The organism is Luteolibacter sp. LG18, from assembly GCF_036322585.1.
GTDB lineage: Bacteria > Verrucomicrobiota > Verrucomicrobiia > Verrucomicrobiales > Akkermansiaceae > Luteolibacter.
Genome location: NZ_AP024600.1, coordinates 3,847,674 through 3,862,549 on the forward strand (window position 1 = coordinate 3,847,674; position 14,876 = coordinate 3,862,549).

6 protein-coding genes are annotated in these 14,876 nt (G+C 64.2%); 5 read left to right on the top strand and 1 reads right to left on the bottom strand.

Annotation, left to right across the window (positions count from 1 at the left end):
* Nucleotides 1-73: 73 nt before the first annotated feature.
* On the top strand, nucleotides 74-3,136 hold the full coding sequence (locus llg_RS15400) for an FG-GAP-like repeat-containing protein (RefSeq protein WP_338285572.1): 3,063 nt from the start codon (nucleotides 74-76) through the stop codon (nucleotides 3,134-3,136).
* A 53-nt stretch (nucleotides 3,137-3,189) separates the two neighbouring features.
* On the opposite strand, the gene llg_RS15405 is transcribed toward llg_RS15400, so the two are convergent.
* On the bottom strand, nucleotides 3,190-4,125 hold the full coding sequence (locus tag llg_RS15405) for a LysR substrate-binding domain-containing protein (protein ID WP_338285573.1): 936 nt from the start codon (nucleotides 4,123-4,125) through the stop codon (nucleotides 3,190-3,192).
* A gap of 155 nt (nucleotides 4,126-4,280) precedes the next feature.
* Between llg_RS15405 and llg_RS15410 the strand changes: the two genes are divergently transcribed.
* The 4 genes from llg_RS15410 to llg_RS15425 all read left to right on the top strand — a co-directional run bounded on the left by llg_RS15410 (nucleotide 4,281) and on the right by llg_RS15425 (nucleotide 14,855).
* Complete coding sequence (locus llg_RS15410) at nucleotides 4,281-5,426, top strand: efflux RND transporter periplasmic adaptor subunit (protein WP_338285574.1); 1,146 nt, start codon at nucleotides 4,281-4,283, stop codon at nucleotides 5,424-5,426.
* A 97-nt stretch (nucleotides 5,427-5,523) separates the two neighbouring features.
* A complete protein-coding gene (locus llg_RS15415; protein WP_338285575.1) occupies nucleotides 5,524-8,700 on the top strand; it encodes an efflux RND transporter permease subunit in 3,177 nt (1,058 codons plus the stop codon).
* Entirely contained in the window at nucleotides 8,693-10,045 is a 1,353-nt protein-coding gene (locus llg_RS15420; RefSeq protein WP_338285576.1) for an efflux transporter outer membrane subunit, read from the top strand. The genes llg_RS15415 and llg_RS15420 overlap by 8 nt, the downstream gene beginning before the upstream one ends.
* A 358-nt stretch (nucleotides 10,046-10,403) precedes the next feature.
* The gene (locus llg_RS15425; protein ID WP_338285577.1) at nucleotides 10,404-14,855 is read left to right on the top strand and encodes a DUF1800 family protein; all 4,452 of its coding nucleotides are present in this window, start codon (nucleotides 10,404-10,406) and stop codon (nucleotides 14,853-14,855) included.
* The last annotated feature ends 21 nt before the right edge of the window (nucleotides 14,856-14,876 follow it).

Below are 14,876 nucleotides of genomic sequence, written 5' to 3' on the forward strand. Positions count from 1 at the left end.
GAAAATTTGGTGAAATCGGTGAAGCGGGAGGGAATTTTCTGGAGGTGGGGATTTCCGATCTCTAACTCGCTCCATGCTTGACCGCACCGCTCTTGTTGTAGCCGCGCTCACTCTCCCCGCAGCAGCCGTCACAGCCCCCTGGAACTCGCTTTCAGGTTCGGCCGTTCGTCCGTTCTGGGATTACGCGACGTTCGCCGGCACCCCTCTGTTCACCCTCGATACCTCCGCGGGACGGTCCACCGTGGTCCAGTCCGGAAGCTCCTGGTACACCATCGCGTGGGATGCCTCGACGTCCAGTTTCCAGCAGACCCACGTGGCCCCGCCGGTGGCGGCTTCCAAGTCGATCACAAAGATCCTGGCCGCCCAAATGTCGGGAGATGCCACCCCCGAAATCGTGGTGATCTATCAGGACGGGGATGTCCTGATTTATGACGCCGTGAGCTATGAGCTCGTGAAATCCTTCGATACTTCCTCGTCGCTCGTGCGTGCGGCGACTGCCGCGGACTTGGATGGCGATGGTTTCGCGGAGATCATGGTCGGCACCTTGTCCGCCCTCTATGTTCATGATCGCAATGGAGCCTTCCTTTGGTCCGTTCCTGCGACCGGTAGCTTTACGGCGGTCGAGGTGGGCCAGCTCGATTCCGATCCAGCGAAGGAGATTGTTCTGGGCAACGGCAAGGTGATCGACAGCGCCACCCGCACCGTCCAGTGGACCCGGCCTGCGGAATGGCCTTCTTGGGGGCTTCTGGCGCTGCGGGACGTGAATGGAGATGGCCGGGACGAAATCTACGCGTCGGCCGGCACAACCGGAGGTGCCGGTTTTTCTATTGTGGACGTGCAGGAAAACAAACTGGTTCTCAATCAGCCGCGAACCTCCCAGATCAACAACCTCGTGGTGGCCGATATCGACTCCACTCCGGGATATGAACTGCTGATCTCGGATGCACGGGGGGTGACGGGTTACACCTTGGACGGCAATACCGCCACCTTCTCCTTTGGGCTGGATATGTCCGACTTCGGCGGTGGTGCCGGTATCTCCGCGGGCACCGATCTCAATGGTGACGGGGTGAAGGATCTCCTGCTCAGCCCGTACGACACGACCGCTGACATTCCGTTTCTTTTCGTTCGTTCGGACACCCTTGCTTCCCAATACCTCGCGAACGTGCGGCTCGCAGGACCTTATTTGACTCCAGTAACGGGTGATATCACCGGCGACGGGGTTCCGGAACTGGTGGGTGCTTCGGCGGATCGGTCGACCAACCGCGTGTTGGTGTTCGATACCCAGACCCTCGGAGTGCTCGGCATCTCGGACAACCTTTATCCCGGAGGCACCGTGTCGGGATTGTCCGACCTGAAACTCCGCGATGTGGATGGAGATGGCACCAAAGAAATCCTCATCGCCGGGGACAACGACGGCAGTGCCGATGTCACGGTGTTGCGTTACCAGCCTGCGACCCACACCTTCGCGACCGTCTGGTCGAACCCGGACAAGCCGGAGGGCTCGCGTTTCACCAAGGTCGAGATCCTGGATCTCAATGGCGATGGCAAATTGGAGATCATCGCCGCGAATATCGGTGGAGACGGTTGCCACCTCAACGTGATCGACTACGCGACCGGCGCCCTGCAATGGCGTTCTCCTGTGCTCGGAACGGACACGAGAGGTTTCACCTGCATGGAGATCGGTGACATCGATGGCGACGGTAACCTGGAGGCCGTGTTGAGCGGTTCGGGCAATGGCATCGTGGTGGTCGATCTCATTGGGCACGCGGTTGAATACTCCACCGCCGGTGGTTTTACCGCTGTCACACTTCGGACCGATGGTTTCACAGCGGGCAAGATCGACGGCAGCGTTCTGCGTTACACCGCGACTGGCGCGGGCACCTATACCTTGGATTCCACGGTGGCGATGTCGGACCAGAAGGTTTCCGGGCTGATGGCCGGGCCGGGGCAGGGGCTGTGGATTTCCTCCGGCAGCCGGATGCAGTACTGGCCGGATTCCTCGGCACCGGTGTGGTCGACCGAGATCCGCCTCACCGAGTCGGACGGTGCGCCCGCGTTCCTATGGACCCTTGGCGGCTATGAGCTCTTCGGCGGCTACGATTACGGCTTCTCGGCCTTCGAAACCGCTCCGGCGGAACTCGGCGTCCTGCCGTCCGTGAGCCTCGGGGTGGGAGGGACGTCGGTTTCGGAAGGTTCCGCGGCGGCGGCTTCCTTCGCGGTTTATCGCACCGGTCCGACCTCTTCGCCGCTCGACGTTCACTTCACCCTCGCGGGTTCGGCGTCCTCCGGTGATGTGGCCATCACGGGAGCGACCGATGCGGGTGACGGCACTTGGGTTGCCACCATCCCCGCGGGTTCCGCCAGCACTGCGGGCACGATCGCAGCCATCGACGACACCGAGGCGGAAGGGCCTGAGCAGCTCGTCGTGGCGCTCGCCTCCGGCAGTGGCTACAAGGTCGACCTGCCAGGCGTTTCCACCCTGGGAGTGGTGGACAACGAGACCGCGCTTTCGATCTCGCTGCTCAATGGCCTCTCCCAGTGCCCGGAAACCGCCACCGCTGGAGCCTACGGCTTCGTGATCACCCGCAGCGGTGACCTCTCGAAATCGCTGCGCGTGAACCTGGTGGCCTCAGGTTCCGCCACCGCCGCCAAGGACTACCGCAAGCTCGCCACCACGGCCACCATCGCCGCAGGGCAGGCATCCGTGACCGTGCCGTTCGTTCCCATGGCGGACAAGATCGTCGAGGGAACCGAGACGGTCATCCTCACGGTGGCTCCGGGCACGGGCTACGGTGCCATTTCGGGCCGCTCCGCCGCCACGATCAACCTGCTGGATGTCAGCTCGGTGGTTAGCCTGGCGGCGCACGCGCCGTCGGTTTCCGGAATCGATGTTCCCGTGGTCCGCTCCGGTGGTATCGAGCAGCCGCTGACCCTGACGATCGTCGAGGAAAAGGTGCCGGTGTCCGGTCGTCCGTCGTCCTCGCGGAAGCGGATCACGTTCCCGGCGCATTCCTCCTCCGCGATCTACCACGTCAAACCGGGCAAGATCGCCTTCGGTGATACCGTCTCGTTGCTCCCGGATGCCTCGTTCGTGATCGGGGGCGCGGCCTCCGCGACCTTCACGGTGCACCCGTAACGGAAAGTTTCCAGTAGGGACGCGGTGGCATTCCATCGCGTCCCTTTTTCGTGTCACGCCGCGCCTTCCATTCCGGGAGAGGGGGCCTTGAACGGCACCGGCAGGCGGTCCTTCAGGCGGCGGATGAACTCGTGGACCAGCGGCGAGGCATCCTCGCTCTTCCACACCGCCCACATGCTGAAATCGAGATCCGCCTTCGAGGTCACCAGTGGTTTCAGGACGATGCCGTGGATGCGGTTGAGATCGAGGATCCGCGGCATCAGTGCCATGCCGTGGTCCGCGGCGACCATCGTCAGCAGCGAGTCAAAGCCTTGGATGTAGCGCGTCGGGCCGTGGGTCACGCCCTCCGCCGCAAAGAAGGTCCGCACATCCTTGCAGTGTTTCGACTCCGATTCGCGGCCGAGGCACAGCAGCGTCTCGCGGGAAATGTCGCCGAGCGTGAGCGATTTCCGCTCGGCCAGGGGGTGCCCGTGGTAGAGTGCCACCGCGAACTTCGTCTGGAGAATGCGCAGGCTCTTCATCCCGCGGGGCAGGGTGGCCTTCTTGCCGTAGGCGAAGCCGATGTGGATCTGGCCCTTCGCCAGTGCTTCGAGTTGCTCCGGCGGTGTCATTTCGACGAAACCGACGTCCACGTCCGGGAACTCGTCGCCGAAGGATTTCAGTGCTTCCGGCATGAATCCGGCCGCGATTGGACCGACGCTCGCGATCAGCAGATGACCGCGGCGGCCTTCCTGCACCTCGCGCGCCAAGACCTTGGCGCGTTCCACATGCGCGAGGATGGCCCGTGCATCCACGAGATACGTATTTCCCGCATCGGTGAGTGTCACACGGACGGTGTTGCGATCCAGCAAAGTCACGCCAAGTTCCTCCTCGAGGTCCTTGACCTGCTTGCTCAAGGCGGGGCGCGTCACATTCAAGCGCTCCGCTGCACGCCGGAAGTTCAGTTCCTCCGCCACGGTGACGAAATAACGCAGGTGCCTCAGTTCCATCCGCGGCACTGGTAACCTGAAGTTTCCACCATGGAAACAACAAAGTCATTCCGAACGAGCGTTTGAGAGGTTACATAGTCTCCTGTCCGCGAGGTGTCTTCATGCCTCCGGAACGTTTCCGACCTACCCTGCTTATGAGACCGTCCTTTTATCTGATGTTGCCCCTCATCGCTGCCGGTCTCGGTAGCTGTGAGAAAAAAGTGGCCCCGCCCATGCAGATGCCACCCGCCGCGGTCTCGTTCGTCCCCGTCGCCTCGGAGAAGGTCGAGCTCACCCGTGACCTCCCCGGCCGTGTCGATGCCGTCCGCGTCGCCGAGGTCCGCGCCCGTGTCGCGGGCATCATGCTCCAGCGCACCTTCGATGAAGGCGCGAACGTGAAGGCCGGCCAGACCCTCTTCAAGATCGATCCCGCCCCGCTTGAAGCCGCGAAGGCCAGCGCCACCGCGTCCCTCGCCAAGGCGAATGCCAACCTCAAGCAGGCCCAGACGACCGCCAACCGCTACGCCGAACTGGTGAACGTGAAGGCCATCAGCCGCCAGGATTACGACGTCGCCCAGGCGGCGGTGCAGACGGCGCAGGCGGAGGTTCAGACCGCCGATGCCGCGATCAAGACCGCCGACCTCAACCTCGGCTACGCCACCGTGACCGCGCCGATCGATGGCCGCATTGGCAAGGCGCTCGTCACCGAGGGCGCGCTCGTCGGCCAGACCGATGCCACCAAGATGGCGGTGATCCAGCAGCTCGATCCGATCTACGTCGACTTCACCCAGTCCAGCACCGACCTGCTCGCGCTCCGCCGCGCGCTGAAGGAAGGCAAGCTCGACAAGGACGGAGCCTCGCCGGTGAAACTGTTGCTCGAAGACGGCACCGAGTATCCGCAGGCTGGCAAGCTGCTGTTCTCGGAAGTGTCCGTGGACGAAACCACCGGGATGGTCAGCCTCCGCGCCCAGTTCCCGAACCCCGAGCACACATTGCTGCCGGGCATGTTCGCCCGAGTCCGCCTGACCCAGGCCTTGAAGGACAATTCGATCACCGTGCCGCAGCAGGCCGTGACCCGCGGCCAGGGCGGTGCAGGCAGCGTGCTCGTCATCGATGACTCGAACCACGTCCAGGTCCGCATGATTCGCACCGATGCAGCGGTGGGCAACAAGTGGGTGGTCACCGAAGGTCTCAAGGCCGGCGAGCGGGTGGTCATGGAAGGCCACCTCAAGGCCCGCCCCGGAGCCGAGGTCAAGCCGGAGCCGTTCGTTCCCAAGACGGCCTCCAGCGACAACGGCAAGAAGGCCTCGGACAAGGGCTGAGCGCAGCCCCCAGTTCCGGTCTAACGGTACCGCGTCTTCCGAGCCGCGTTTAGGACTTCTTTATTCATTTGGATTCAGTCATTAGTCATTACTTTTTATGGCCCGTTTCTTCATCGACCGCCCCGTGTTCGCCTGGGTGGTCTCACTCCTGATCTGCCTCCTCGGGGTGCTCGCGATCACCGGCCTGCCGGTGGCCCAGTATCCGAACGTGGCGCCACCCGCCATCTCCGTGAAGGCGGTCTATTCCGGTGCTTCCTCGGAGACCCTCACCGACACGGTGACCTCGGTGATCGAGCAGCAGCTCAACGGCATCGACAACCTCCTCTACATGTCCTCCACGGCGGACGCCTCGGGGGTGACGATCATCACGCTCTACTTCAAGCCCGGCACCAACGCGGACACCGCGCAGGTGCAGGTGCAGAACAAGGTGCAGCTCGCCACGCCCAGCCTGCCGCAGGTGGTGCAGCAGACGGGGATCACGGTGGCGAAGGCGACCCGCAACTTCATGATGTTCTTCACGCTCTCGTCCGAGGACGGCAGCATGGATGAAATCGCGCTGGGCAATTACCTCGCCGCCAACGTGCTCGACCCGATCCGGCGCGTGGAAGGGGTGGGGGAGGTAAGCCAGTTCGGCACCCAGTATGCGATGCGCGTCTGGTTGAACCCGGACAAGCTGATGAGCTACAATCTCACGCCTGCCGATATTTCCGCGGCCATTCAGGCCCAGAACACGCAGGTGCCCATCGGCCAGATCGGCATGCTGCCGTCCGTCGACCAGCAGCAGCTCAACATCATCATGCAGGGCCGCGCCACGCTGCGCGACGTGCAGGAGTTCAACGGCATCGCCCTGCGCGTGAACACGGATGGCTCCCGCGTCTATCTCCGCGATGTCGCCCGGGTGGAACTCGCCGGTGAGGATTACTCCAGCCGCGCCCGCGTGAACGGCCGCCCGTCGTCCGCCGCCGCCATCAAGCTGGCCCCCGCCGCGAACGCGCTGAATACCGCCGAGGCCATCCGCTCGAAGCTCGACGAGCTTTCGAAGTTCTTCCCCGCCGGCGTGCGCGTGGACTACCCGCTGGATACCTCCGCCTTCGTGAAGATCTCCGTCGAGGAGGTGGTGAAGACCCTCATCGAGGCCATCATCCTGGTGTTCCTGGTGATGTATCTGTTCCTGCAGAACCTCCGTGCCACCCTGATTCCGACGATCGTGGTGCCGGTGGCGTTGTTGGGAACGTTCGGCTGCATGGCGGCCTTCGGCTTCTCGATCAACGTGCTCACCATGTTCGGCATGGTGCTGGCGATCGGCATCCTCGTGGACGACGCCATCGTGGTGGTGGAGAACGTGGAACGCATCATGTCCGAGGAGGGGCTGTCGCCGAAGGAAGCCACGCGGAAGGCGATGGGCCAGATCACCAGCGCACTCATCGGCATCACGCTGGTGCTCACCGCGGTGTTCATCCCGATGGCCTTCTTCGGGGGATCGGTGGGCACCATTTATCGCCAGTTCTCGATGTCGCTGGTGGCGTCGATGATCTTCTCGGTGTTCCTCGCCCTCTCGCTGACCCCGGCCCTCTGCGCCACCCTGCTCAAGCCGGTGGAAGCCGGTCACCATCATGAGAAGCGCGGCTTCTTCGGCTGGTTCAACCGGACCTTCAATGCCTTCACCAGCCACTACGCCGGTTGGGTGCGGAGCCTCGTGAAGCGCACCGTCTTCGGCATGCTGGCGCTCCTCGTCATCCTGGTCGGAGTGGGCTTCCTCTACGTGAAGCTGCCCTCCGCGTTCCTTCCGGACGAGGACCAGGGCTACTTCCTCACCAACGTGAACCTGCCCGTGGGCGCGGCGGACACCCGCACCCGCGACGTGATCCTCCAGATGGAGGACTACCTCGGCAAGCAGCCCGAGATCGAGAGCTACATCACCGTGGCCGGTTTCAGCTTCAACGGCCGCGGCCAGAACTCGGCGCTCGCCTTCGTCCGCCTCAAGCCGTGGGAGGAGCGCAAGGGCGCCGACCACAAGGTCCAGGCCGTGATCAAGCGCGCCATGATGGGCTTCGGCGGGATCAAGGACGCCATGGTGTTCCCGCTCAATCCGCCCGCCATCGCCGAGCTCGGCACCTCGACCGGTTTCGACTTCTGGTTGAAGGACGAGGCCAACGTGGGCCACGAGAAGATGATGGCTGCGCGCGACCAGCTCATGGCCGAGGCCTCGAAGAGCCACGTGCTCGCCGGTGTCCGCGTGCAGGGCCTGGAAGACGCGGCCGTGCTCAAGGTGGAGCTCGACCAGGACAAGGCGGTCGCCCTCGGCGTTTCGCTGGCGGACATCAACACCACGATGCAGACCTCCTTCGGTTCCTTCTACGTGAACAACTTCGTGAACGGCCCGCGCATCCAGCGCGTGATCGTGCAGCTCGACGCGCAGTTCCGCATGAGCCCGGACGACCTGAAGAACGTGCACGTCCGCAACAAGAACGGCCAGATGGTGCCGCTCGGAGCCTTCCTCACCACCACCTGGAGCTTCGGTTCGCCCCAGCTCCAGCGCTACAACGGCGTGCCCGCGGTGAACATCGCGGGGGCCGCCGCTCCGGGCCGCAGTTCGGGTGAAGCGATGGTGGAGATGGAACGTCTCGCCAAGGACCTGCCCGCGGGCATCGGCTACGAATGGAGCGGCCAGTCCTATGAGGAACGCCTCTCCGGTTCGCAGGCACCGATGCTCTACGGCCTGTCCCTGCTCGTCGTGTTCCTCTGCCTCGCGGCTCTCTACGAGAGCTGGTCGATCCCGTTCGCGGTGATCATGGTGGTGCCGCTGGGCATCATCGGGGCGCTGCTCGCGGTGACCATGCGGGATTTCCCGAACGACGTGTTCTTCAAGGTGGGCCTGCTCACCACCGTGGGTCTGGCGACGAAGAACGCCATCCTCATCATCGAGTATGCCGTCGAGCTGCGGAATGGAGGCAAGCGCCTGGTCGATGCCATCGTCGAGGCCGTCCACCTCCGTCTCCGCCCGATCCTGATGACGTCCATGGCCTTCATCCTCGGGGTGATGCCGCTCGCCATCAGCACCGGCGCGGGCTCCGCCAGCCAGAACGCCATCGGCACCGGCGTGGCGGGCGGGATGTTCGCCGCCACCGTCCTCGCCATTTTCCTCGTGCCGGTCTTCTATGTATTCGTCAGCCGTCTGGTTGGCGGAAAGAATGCCGACGCCGCGTCTGTTTCCGATTCACCCGCCGCACCCGCTTCTGAAACTCCCGAGAAAGGAGACACACAACATGCATAAGACACTCGCACCCCTGGTCATCGCCCCGCTCCTGTTCAGCGGCTGCTCGTTGATCCCCGACTACCAGCGCCCCGGCGCTCCGGTCGCGGACCATTGGCCGAACGGTGCCGGCTCGTCCAAGGACGGCATCGACTCCCGCGGCTTCTTCGGCGATCCGCGACTCCGCAAGCTCATCGCCGTCTCGCTGGAAAACAACCGCGATGTCCGCATCGCCGCGCTCAACGTCGAGCAGATCCGCGCCCAGTACCGCATCTCCCGCTCCGAGTTGTTCCCGACCGTCGGCGTCGGCGGTGAGGCCACCAGCGGCCGCTCCAATGGCACCACCACCCATCTCTACGGGGCTTCCGTGGGCGTGACCTCTTACGAGCTCGATCTCTTCGGCCGCGTCCGCAGCCTGAACCAGGCCGCGCTCCAGCAGTATCTCGCGTCGGATGAAGCCCGCCGCGGTGTCCAGCTCGCGCTGGCTTCCGAGGTGGCCACCCAGTACCTCACCGAGCGCGCCTTGCTCGAGCAGATCGCCCTTTCCGAGCGCACGCTCGGTGCGGTCAGCAAGACCTACGACCTCATCAACCAGCGCTTCACCGCCGGGGATGCCTCGGACCTCGATGTCCAGTCGGTCAATACCCAGGTGCAGACGGCCAAGGTTAACCTGGCGACCTACCGCCAGCAGCTCGCCCAGACCCAGAACGCGCTCCAGTTGCTCTCCGGCAATTCGCTTCCGACGAACCTGCCTGGCGGTCGCGGTCTTGGCTCCGGCATCGTCCATGACGTTTCGCCGGGCATGCCTTCACAGTTGCTCACGCGCCGCCCGGACATCCGCGAGGCCGAGCACAACCTGATCGCGGCCAATGCCAATATCGGGGCCGCCCGCGCCGCGTTCTTTCCGTCGATCACCCTGACGGCGAGCGGGGGCACGGCCAGCAGCTCGTTCTCGAACCTGTTCAAGGGCGGCACCGGCACGTGGCTGTTCTCGCCGCAGATCAACCTGCCGATCTTCACCGGCGGTCGCAACCAGGCGAACCTCGATGCCGCGGTGGTCCGCAAGAACATCCAGGTGGCGACTTATGAGAAAGCGATTCAGACCGCCTTCCGCGAAGTGGCCGACGGCCTCGCCGCGCGCAGCGGTCTGGCCAACCGGATCGCGGCCACCGAAGCCCTCGTGGCCGCGCAGGAGAAGCGTTTCTCGCTCGCCGATGCCCGCTACCAGCGCGGCGTCGACAGCTACTTCGAGGTGCTCAGCGCCCAGCAGGATCTCTACGCCGCGCAGCAGAACCTAATCCAGCTCCGCCTCTCCCGCGAGGCAAACTTGGTCTCGCTCTACAAGGCGCTCGGCGGCGGATGGTAACTGGGAGTAGGGACATTCGTCCCGTTCTTCCAATGACGATAGCTCAAAAGGCCGGTGGCATCCCCACCGGCTTTTTCGCGTCATGGGCTTTCCGTTTCCGCGTCTGTTAGTCTTTCCATTATTTTGTTGCCTAAAGTACTAAAGTTGGTAAAGATTCGCCTCGGCTAGGGCAGGTGCGGTGTAAGCCGGATCCCCCAGCCGCGACTGAGACCTCTGAAGAGGATCGTCGATTTCGCCCACCGTGCAGTCCCCACGGCGGCGGTTCCGGCCCATTCCGGCCGATCAAGCAACCGAACCGAGAAATCCTCCGCGCCCCAGGCCACGTGGTTCCTGGCGTTGGAAATCCCTTGTCTCCAACATGAATCATCCTTTGACCGGACGGCGTGGCGTCGTCCTCGTGTCCCTGTTGTCCGTCGGCCTCACGGCCAGTGCGGTTGCCGCCCCGAAATACCAGTCCGGGTCTTTGACCCTCTCCCAGCCGAACACCGGCACGTGGAAATCCGTGACTTTCACCACGGCCTTTTCCGCAGCCCCAGTGGTGGTGCTCGGCACGCCGACGAACGCGGATGCCGCGGGTTTCGCCGCCCGCGTCCGCAATGTCACCGCGACCGGTTTCGAATACCAGATCGATGAATGGGACTATCTCGATGGAGTCCACGGTCAGGAGACCCTGAACTATTTGGCAATCGAGCCGGGCACCCACACGATTGATGGCAAGACCTGGCAGGCGGGACGCACCACCGGTGTGACCCGCACCGCGCAGACGGTGACGTTGGCCAGTGGCTTCAGCGCGTCGCCCGTGGTGCTGGCCCAGGTGGAGTCCACCGCGAATGCCAAGGCGGTGACCAGCCGCGTGCAAGCGGTGACCACTTCGAACTTCCAGCTCAAGGCGATCACCCAGGAGTCCGACACCGCGGCGCTTTCGAGCGAATCGGTTGGCTGGATCGCCATCGCGGCTTCCACTGGCACGTTGGATGGCGCGGCGTTCCAAGCGGCCAAGACCGGCGCGAATGTTACGGATGCGTGGAAGGCGATCACCTTTGGCAGCACGGTGCGTCAGCCGCTGATCTTCGCCCAGGCGCAGACGGCGAACGGGGCCGATCCCTTCGTGATTCGCCAGCGGAACCTCAGCGGCACGGGCGTCGAGATCTTCCTACAGGAAGAACAGTCCGCTGGAACCGAAACCACCCACGGCAACGCGGAGGACGTCGGCTATCTGGTGCTCGGCGAAACGCAGGGCGAGCTGCGTTCGAAGTTGGAACTCGGCGAGGTCGTCCAGGACCAGGCTTCGGCGGGCACCTGGCAGACGGTGACCTTCACCGGTGGGCCTTACACGAATCCGGTGGTCGTCTTCGGCCCATCGACGCAGAACGACAGCGAGCCGGTGGGCATCCGGGTGCGGAACGTGACCGCCACCGGATTCGAGTGGCAGTTCGATGAATGGGATTACCAGGACGGTGTCCACGCCCAGGAGCAGGCCCATTACCTCGTCGCGGAGGAGGGGAGCTATGTCATCGGCGGATTGCTCTGGCAGTTCGGTCGTGCGGCAGCCGTGAACCAGGCGGCGTCCGCGCTGACCTTTCCGCAGGCATTCGCCGCGGCGCCGGTGGTGCTTACCCAGACCGCCACGCGGAATGGCGCCAGCGCGGTGAAGTCCCGCGTCAGCGGAGTCTCCGCCACGGGTTTCTCCGTGCGATTGGAGGAAGAGGCCGCGCAGGACCAGACCCACGTCAATGAGGCGGTGCACTACCTCGCCGTGCAGCAGGGCAATGGCCGTCTGGTGACGCCGCCCTTCCTCTCGGTGAACTCACTGCTCACTCCAGCGGAGGTCACGGAGTTTTTCAAGACGGAGGCCTTCACCCGCAAGGTCGCGGAGCCGTTCCTCTTCGCCGACGCCCAGACGCGCAATGACACCGATCCGGTGACACTGCGCTTCCAGGGCCTCAATGCGGCGGGTGCGGACCTGCGCTTGCAGGAGGAAACCTCGGTCGATGTGAACATCGCGCACACCGCGGAGAAGATCGGCATCCTTTCGATCGCCGGGGCTTTGGACACGGATGAGGACGGGTTGCCCGATGCCTGGGAAACCGCCAACGGCCTGAATCCGAACAATCCGGCCGATGCAACGCTTGATCCCGATGGCGATGGCCTGAACAACCTCGCCGAGCACACTTACGGCACCAATCCGAACGCGGCCAATGGCACGGGCACTTTCACGGTGGTCACCTTGGCTCCGGATGCGTTCGAGAAGGATGGGGGACGTGCCTCGTTCCAGATCACCCGCAGCGGCGGCGTGGCTCCGGCGACGGTGGCCTATGCCCTGAGCGGCACGGCGTCGGCCGGCGAATACGTGGTGAAGGACGATCGCGGGACCACGCTCAGTGGCACCGTGTCCTTTGCCGCAGGTGAAACCTCGCGCACGGTGTTCATCGTGCCGGTGCTCGATGCGCTGGACGAGTATCCGGAGACCGTCTTGCTTACGATCTCCAATGGCTCCGGCTACACCGTCGGCTTGCCGAAGGTGGCGACCGTGAAGATCAAGGACGCGACCGATATTCCGCAGAACGAGCAGCTCTTCGTGGCTTACCTGACCCGCCAGGGCACGGCCCAGACCTATGGCTCGGGTGTCGCGACGCTGTTCCTGAACGGATCGAAGACCGCAGCCCGGGTGAACCTCAGCTTCAGCGGCCTGACCTCGAACCAGGTGAACGCTTACCTCCGCTACGGGGTGACCTCGGGCGTGGGACCGGAGTTGCGCCCGACCCTGCCGATCGGCCAAGTGACGAATGAAACCTGGACCATCAATCCCGTCGGCGCGTTGGCGGGGCAGGACCTCATCGACGGGCTCTTCCAGAACTCCGGGAAATGGGTTTACGTGAACATCGGCACCGGCACCTATCCCGCCGGGGAAATCGCGGGCACCTTCACGCGGCAGACCGGCTCCAGCACCTTCACGCCGCCCGCCGATCCCTCGGCACCCGCCACGCTCACCGGCGAGGCGTTGACCCGCGATGTGTCGCGGTTCCTGACCCAGGCGACCTTCGGCCCGACCAAGGCCGAGATCGATGCCCTCGTGACCTCGATCCAGACCACCTACGGTGGCGATCGTATCGCGGCCTACGGCGCGTGGATTGACACCCAGTTCGGCTACGATCAGACGAAGCTGCTCGATTACACCGAAGCCGCGGACGCCCACGAGTGGAACCTGCGCGGTGCCTCGCCCTCGAACTTCACCAACAACGACGAGCCGGCTTATCACAACCGCCGCCGGGGCTGGTGGCTGATTTCGACCAAGGCCCGTGACCAGCTCCGCCAGCGGACCGCCTTTGCCCTTAGCGAACTGCTCGTGGTGTCGGAAGACCTCGCGCTGCTGCGGAACAAGCACTACGGCCTGGCGAACTACTACGACCAGCTCGGAGCCCGCGCCGATGGGAACTACCGCACGCTGCTCGAAGATGTGAGCAAGAGCCCGGTGATGGGGAAATACCTCAGCCACCTGCAGAACCAGAAGGAGGTGACCGATGGCAGCGGCAACGTGCTGATCAGCCCGGATGAGAACTACGCCCGCGAGATCCTCCAGTTGTTCTCGATCGGCCTCGTCCAGCTCCATCCGGATGGCTCGCTGAAGCTCGGCGGCGATGGCTTGCCCATCCCGACCTACAACAACGACGACATCACCAACCTCGCCCGCGTCTTCACCGGCTGGAGCTTCAGCAAGAAGAACGGGGCGGCGGGAACGGGTTACGCCGTGCAGGACAACACGAACTTCTTCCAGGGGAACGGCCCTGCCTACTACCAGGCGTCGTGGACCAATCCGCTGAAGAATTTCGCGGCCTACCACGACACCGGTGCGAAGACCGTGCTCGGCAGCAACATCGCGAGCGGGTTGGCCGGTCAGGCGGATCTGGATGCGGCGCTGGACATCATCTTCGCCCATCCGAATGTCGCCCCCTTCATCAGCAAGCAACTGATCCAGCGCCTGGTCACGTCGAACCCGAGCCGCGGTTACGTCTACCGCGTCGCCCAGAAGTTCGAGAACAACGGCTCCGGCACCCGCGGCAACCTGAAGGCGGTGGTCAAAGCGATTCTCCTCGATCCCGAGGCCCGCGATCTCCAACTCGTGCAGCAGGTCGGCTATGGCAAGCAGAAGGAACCCATCGTCCGCTACGTGCAGCTCCTGCGCGCGTTCGATGGCAAGTCGTCGCTGCCACTGTCGGCGCTGAGTTCCTTCGGTTACCCGGCGGGCCAGCTCGACAACTTCCCGTCCGGCACCACGCTGTATCGCTATCCGAACACGGACGACGCGCTCGGCCAGACCCCGCAGGACGCGCCCACGGTCTTCAACTGGTTCCTGCCCGGCTTCAATCCCGGCGGCCAGCTCGCCGCGGCCGGACTGGTGGCTCCCGAACTCCAGCTCAGCACGGAGACGGCGGTGATCAGCACCACCAACTACGCCAACACCGTCATCCAGAACAACGATGGCCAGAGCGTGAATCGGTTGGTCGGCTCGACCGATCCACTGGAGGAGAACGTGGCGCTCGACCGCACCGTCCACGAGCAGCTCTACGACGCGCGCATCACCGCGGGCGATACCGTGGCGCAGGCGTCCACCGCCGTGCTCGACCAGCTCGATCTGCTGCTCACGGCCGGGAACTTCAAGGCGGACTTCGCCACCGCTGCCACACCGAACCCACGCAGCATCGTGATCGATAGCGCGGCCTCGCTCGATGCCGCCACCACCACCCCGGCGCGGGTGAAGCACCTGCTCTACCTGCTCGCCACCTCTCCGGAATACGTGAACCAGAAGTAATCCCCCACCCCTCATCCATTC

Coding starts and splice junctions, on each gene's coding strand:
- llg_RS15400 (WP_338285572.1), top strand. CDS start 74: ATGCTTGACCGCACCGCTCTTGTTGTAGCCGCGCTCACTCTCCCCGCA.
- llg_RS15405 (WP_338285573.1), bottom strand. CDS start 4,125: ATGGAACTGAGGCACCTGCGTTATTTCGTCACCGTGGCGGAGGAACTG.
- llg_RS15410 (WP_338285574.1), top strand. CDS start 4,281: ATGTTGCCCCTCATCGCTGCCGGTCTCGGTAGCTGTGAGAAAAAAGTG.
- llg_RS15415 (WP_338285575.1), top strand. CDS start 5,524: ATGGCCCGTTTCTTCATCGACCGCCCCGTGTTCGCCTGGGTGGTCTCA.
- llg_RS15420 (WP_338285576.1), top strand. CDS start 8,693: ATGCATAAGACACTCGCACCCCTGGTCATCGCCCCGCTCCTGTTCAGC.
- llg_RS15425 (WP_338285577.1), top strand. CDS start 10,404: ATGAATCATCCTTTGACCGGACGGCGTGGCGTCGTCCTCGTGTCCCTG.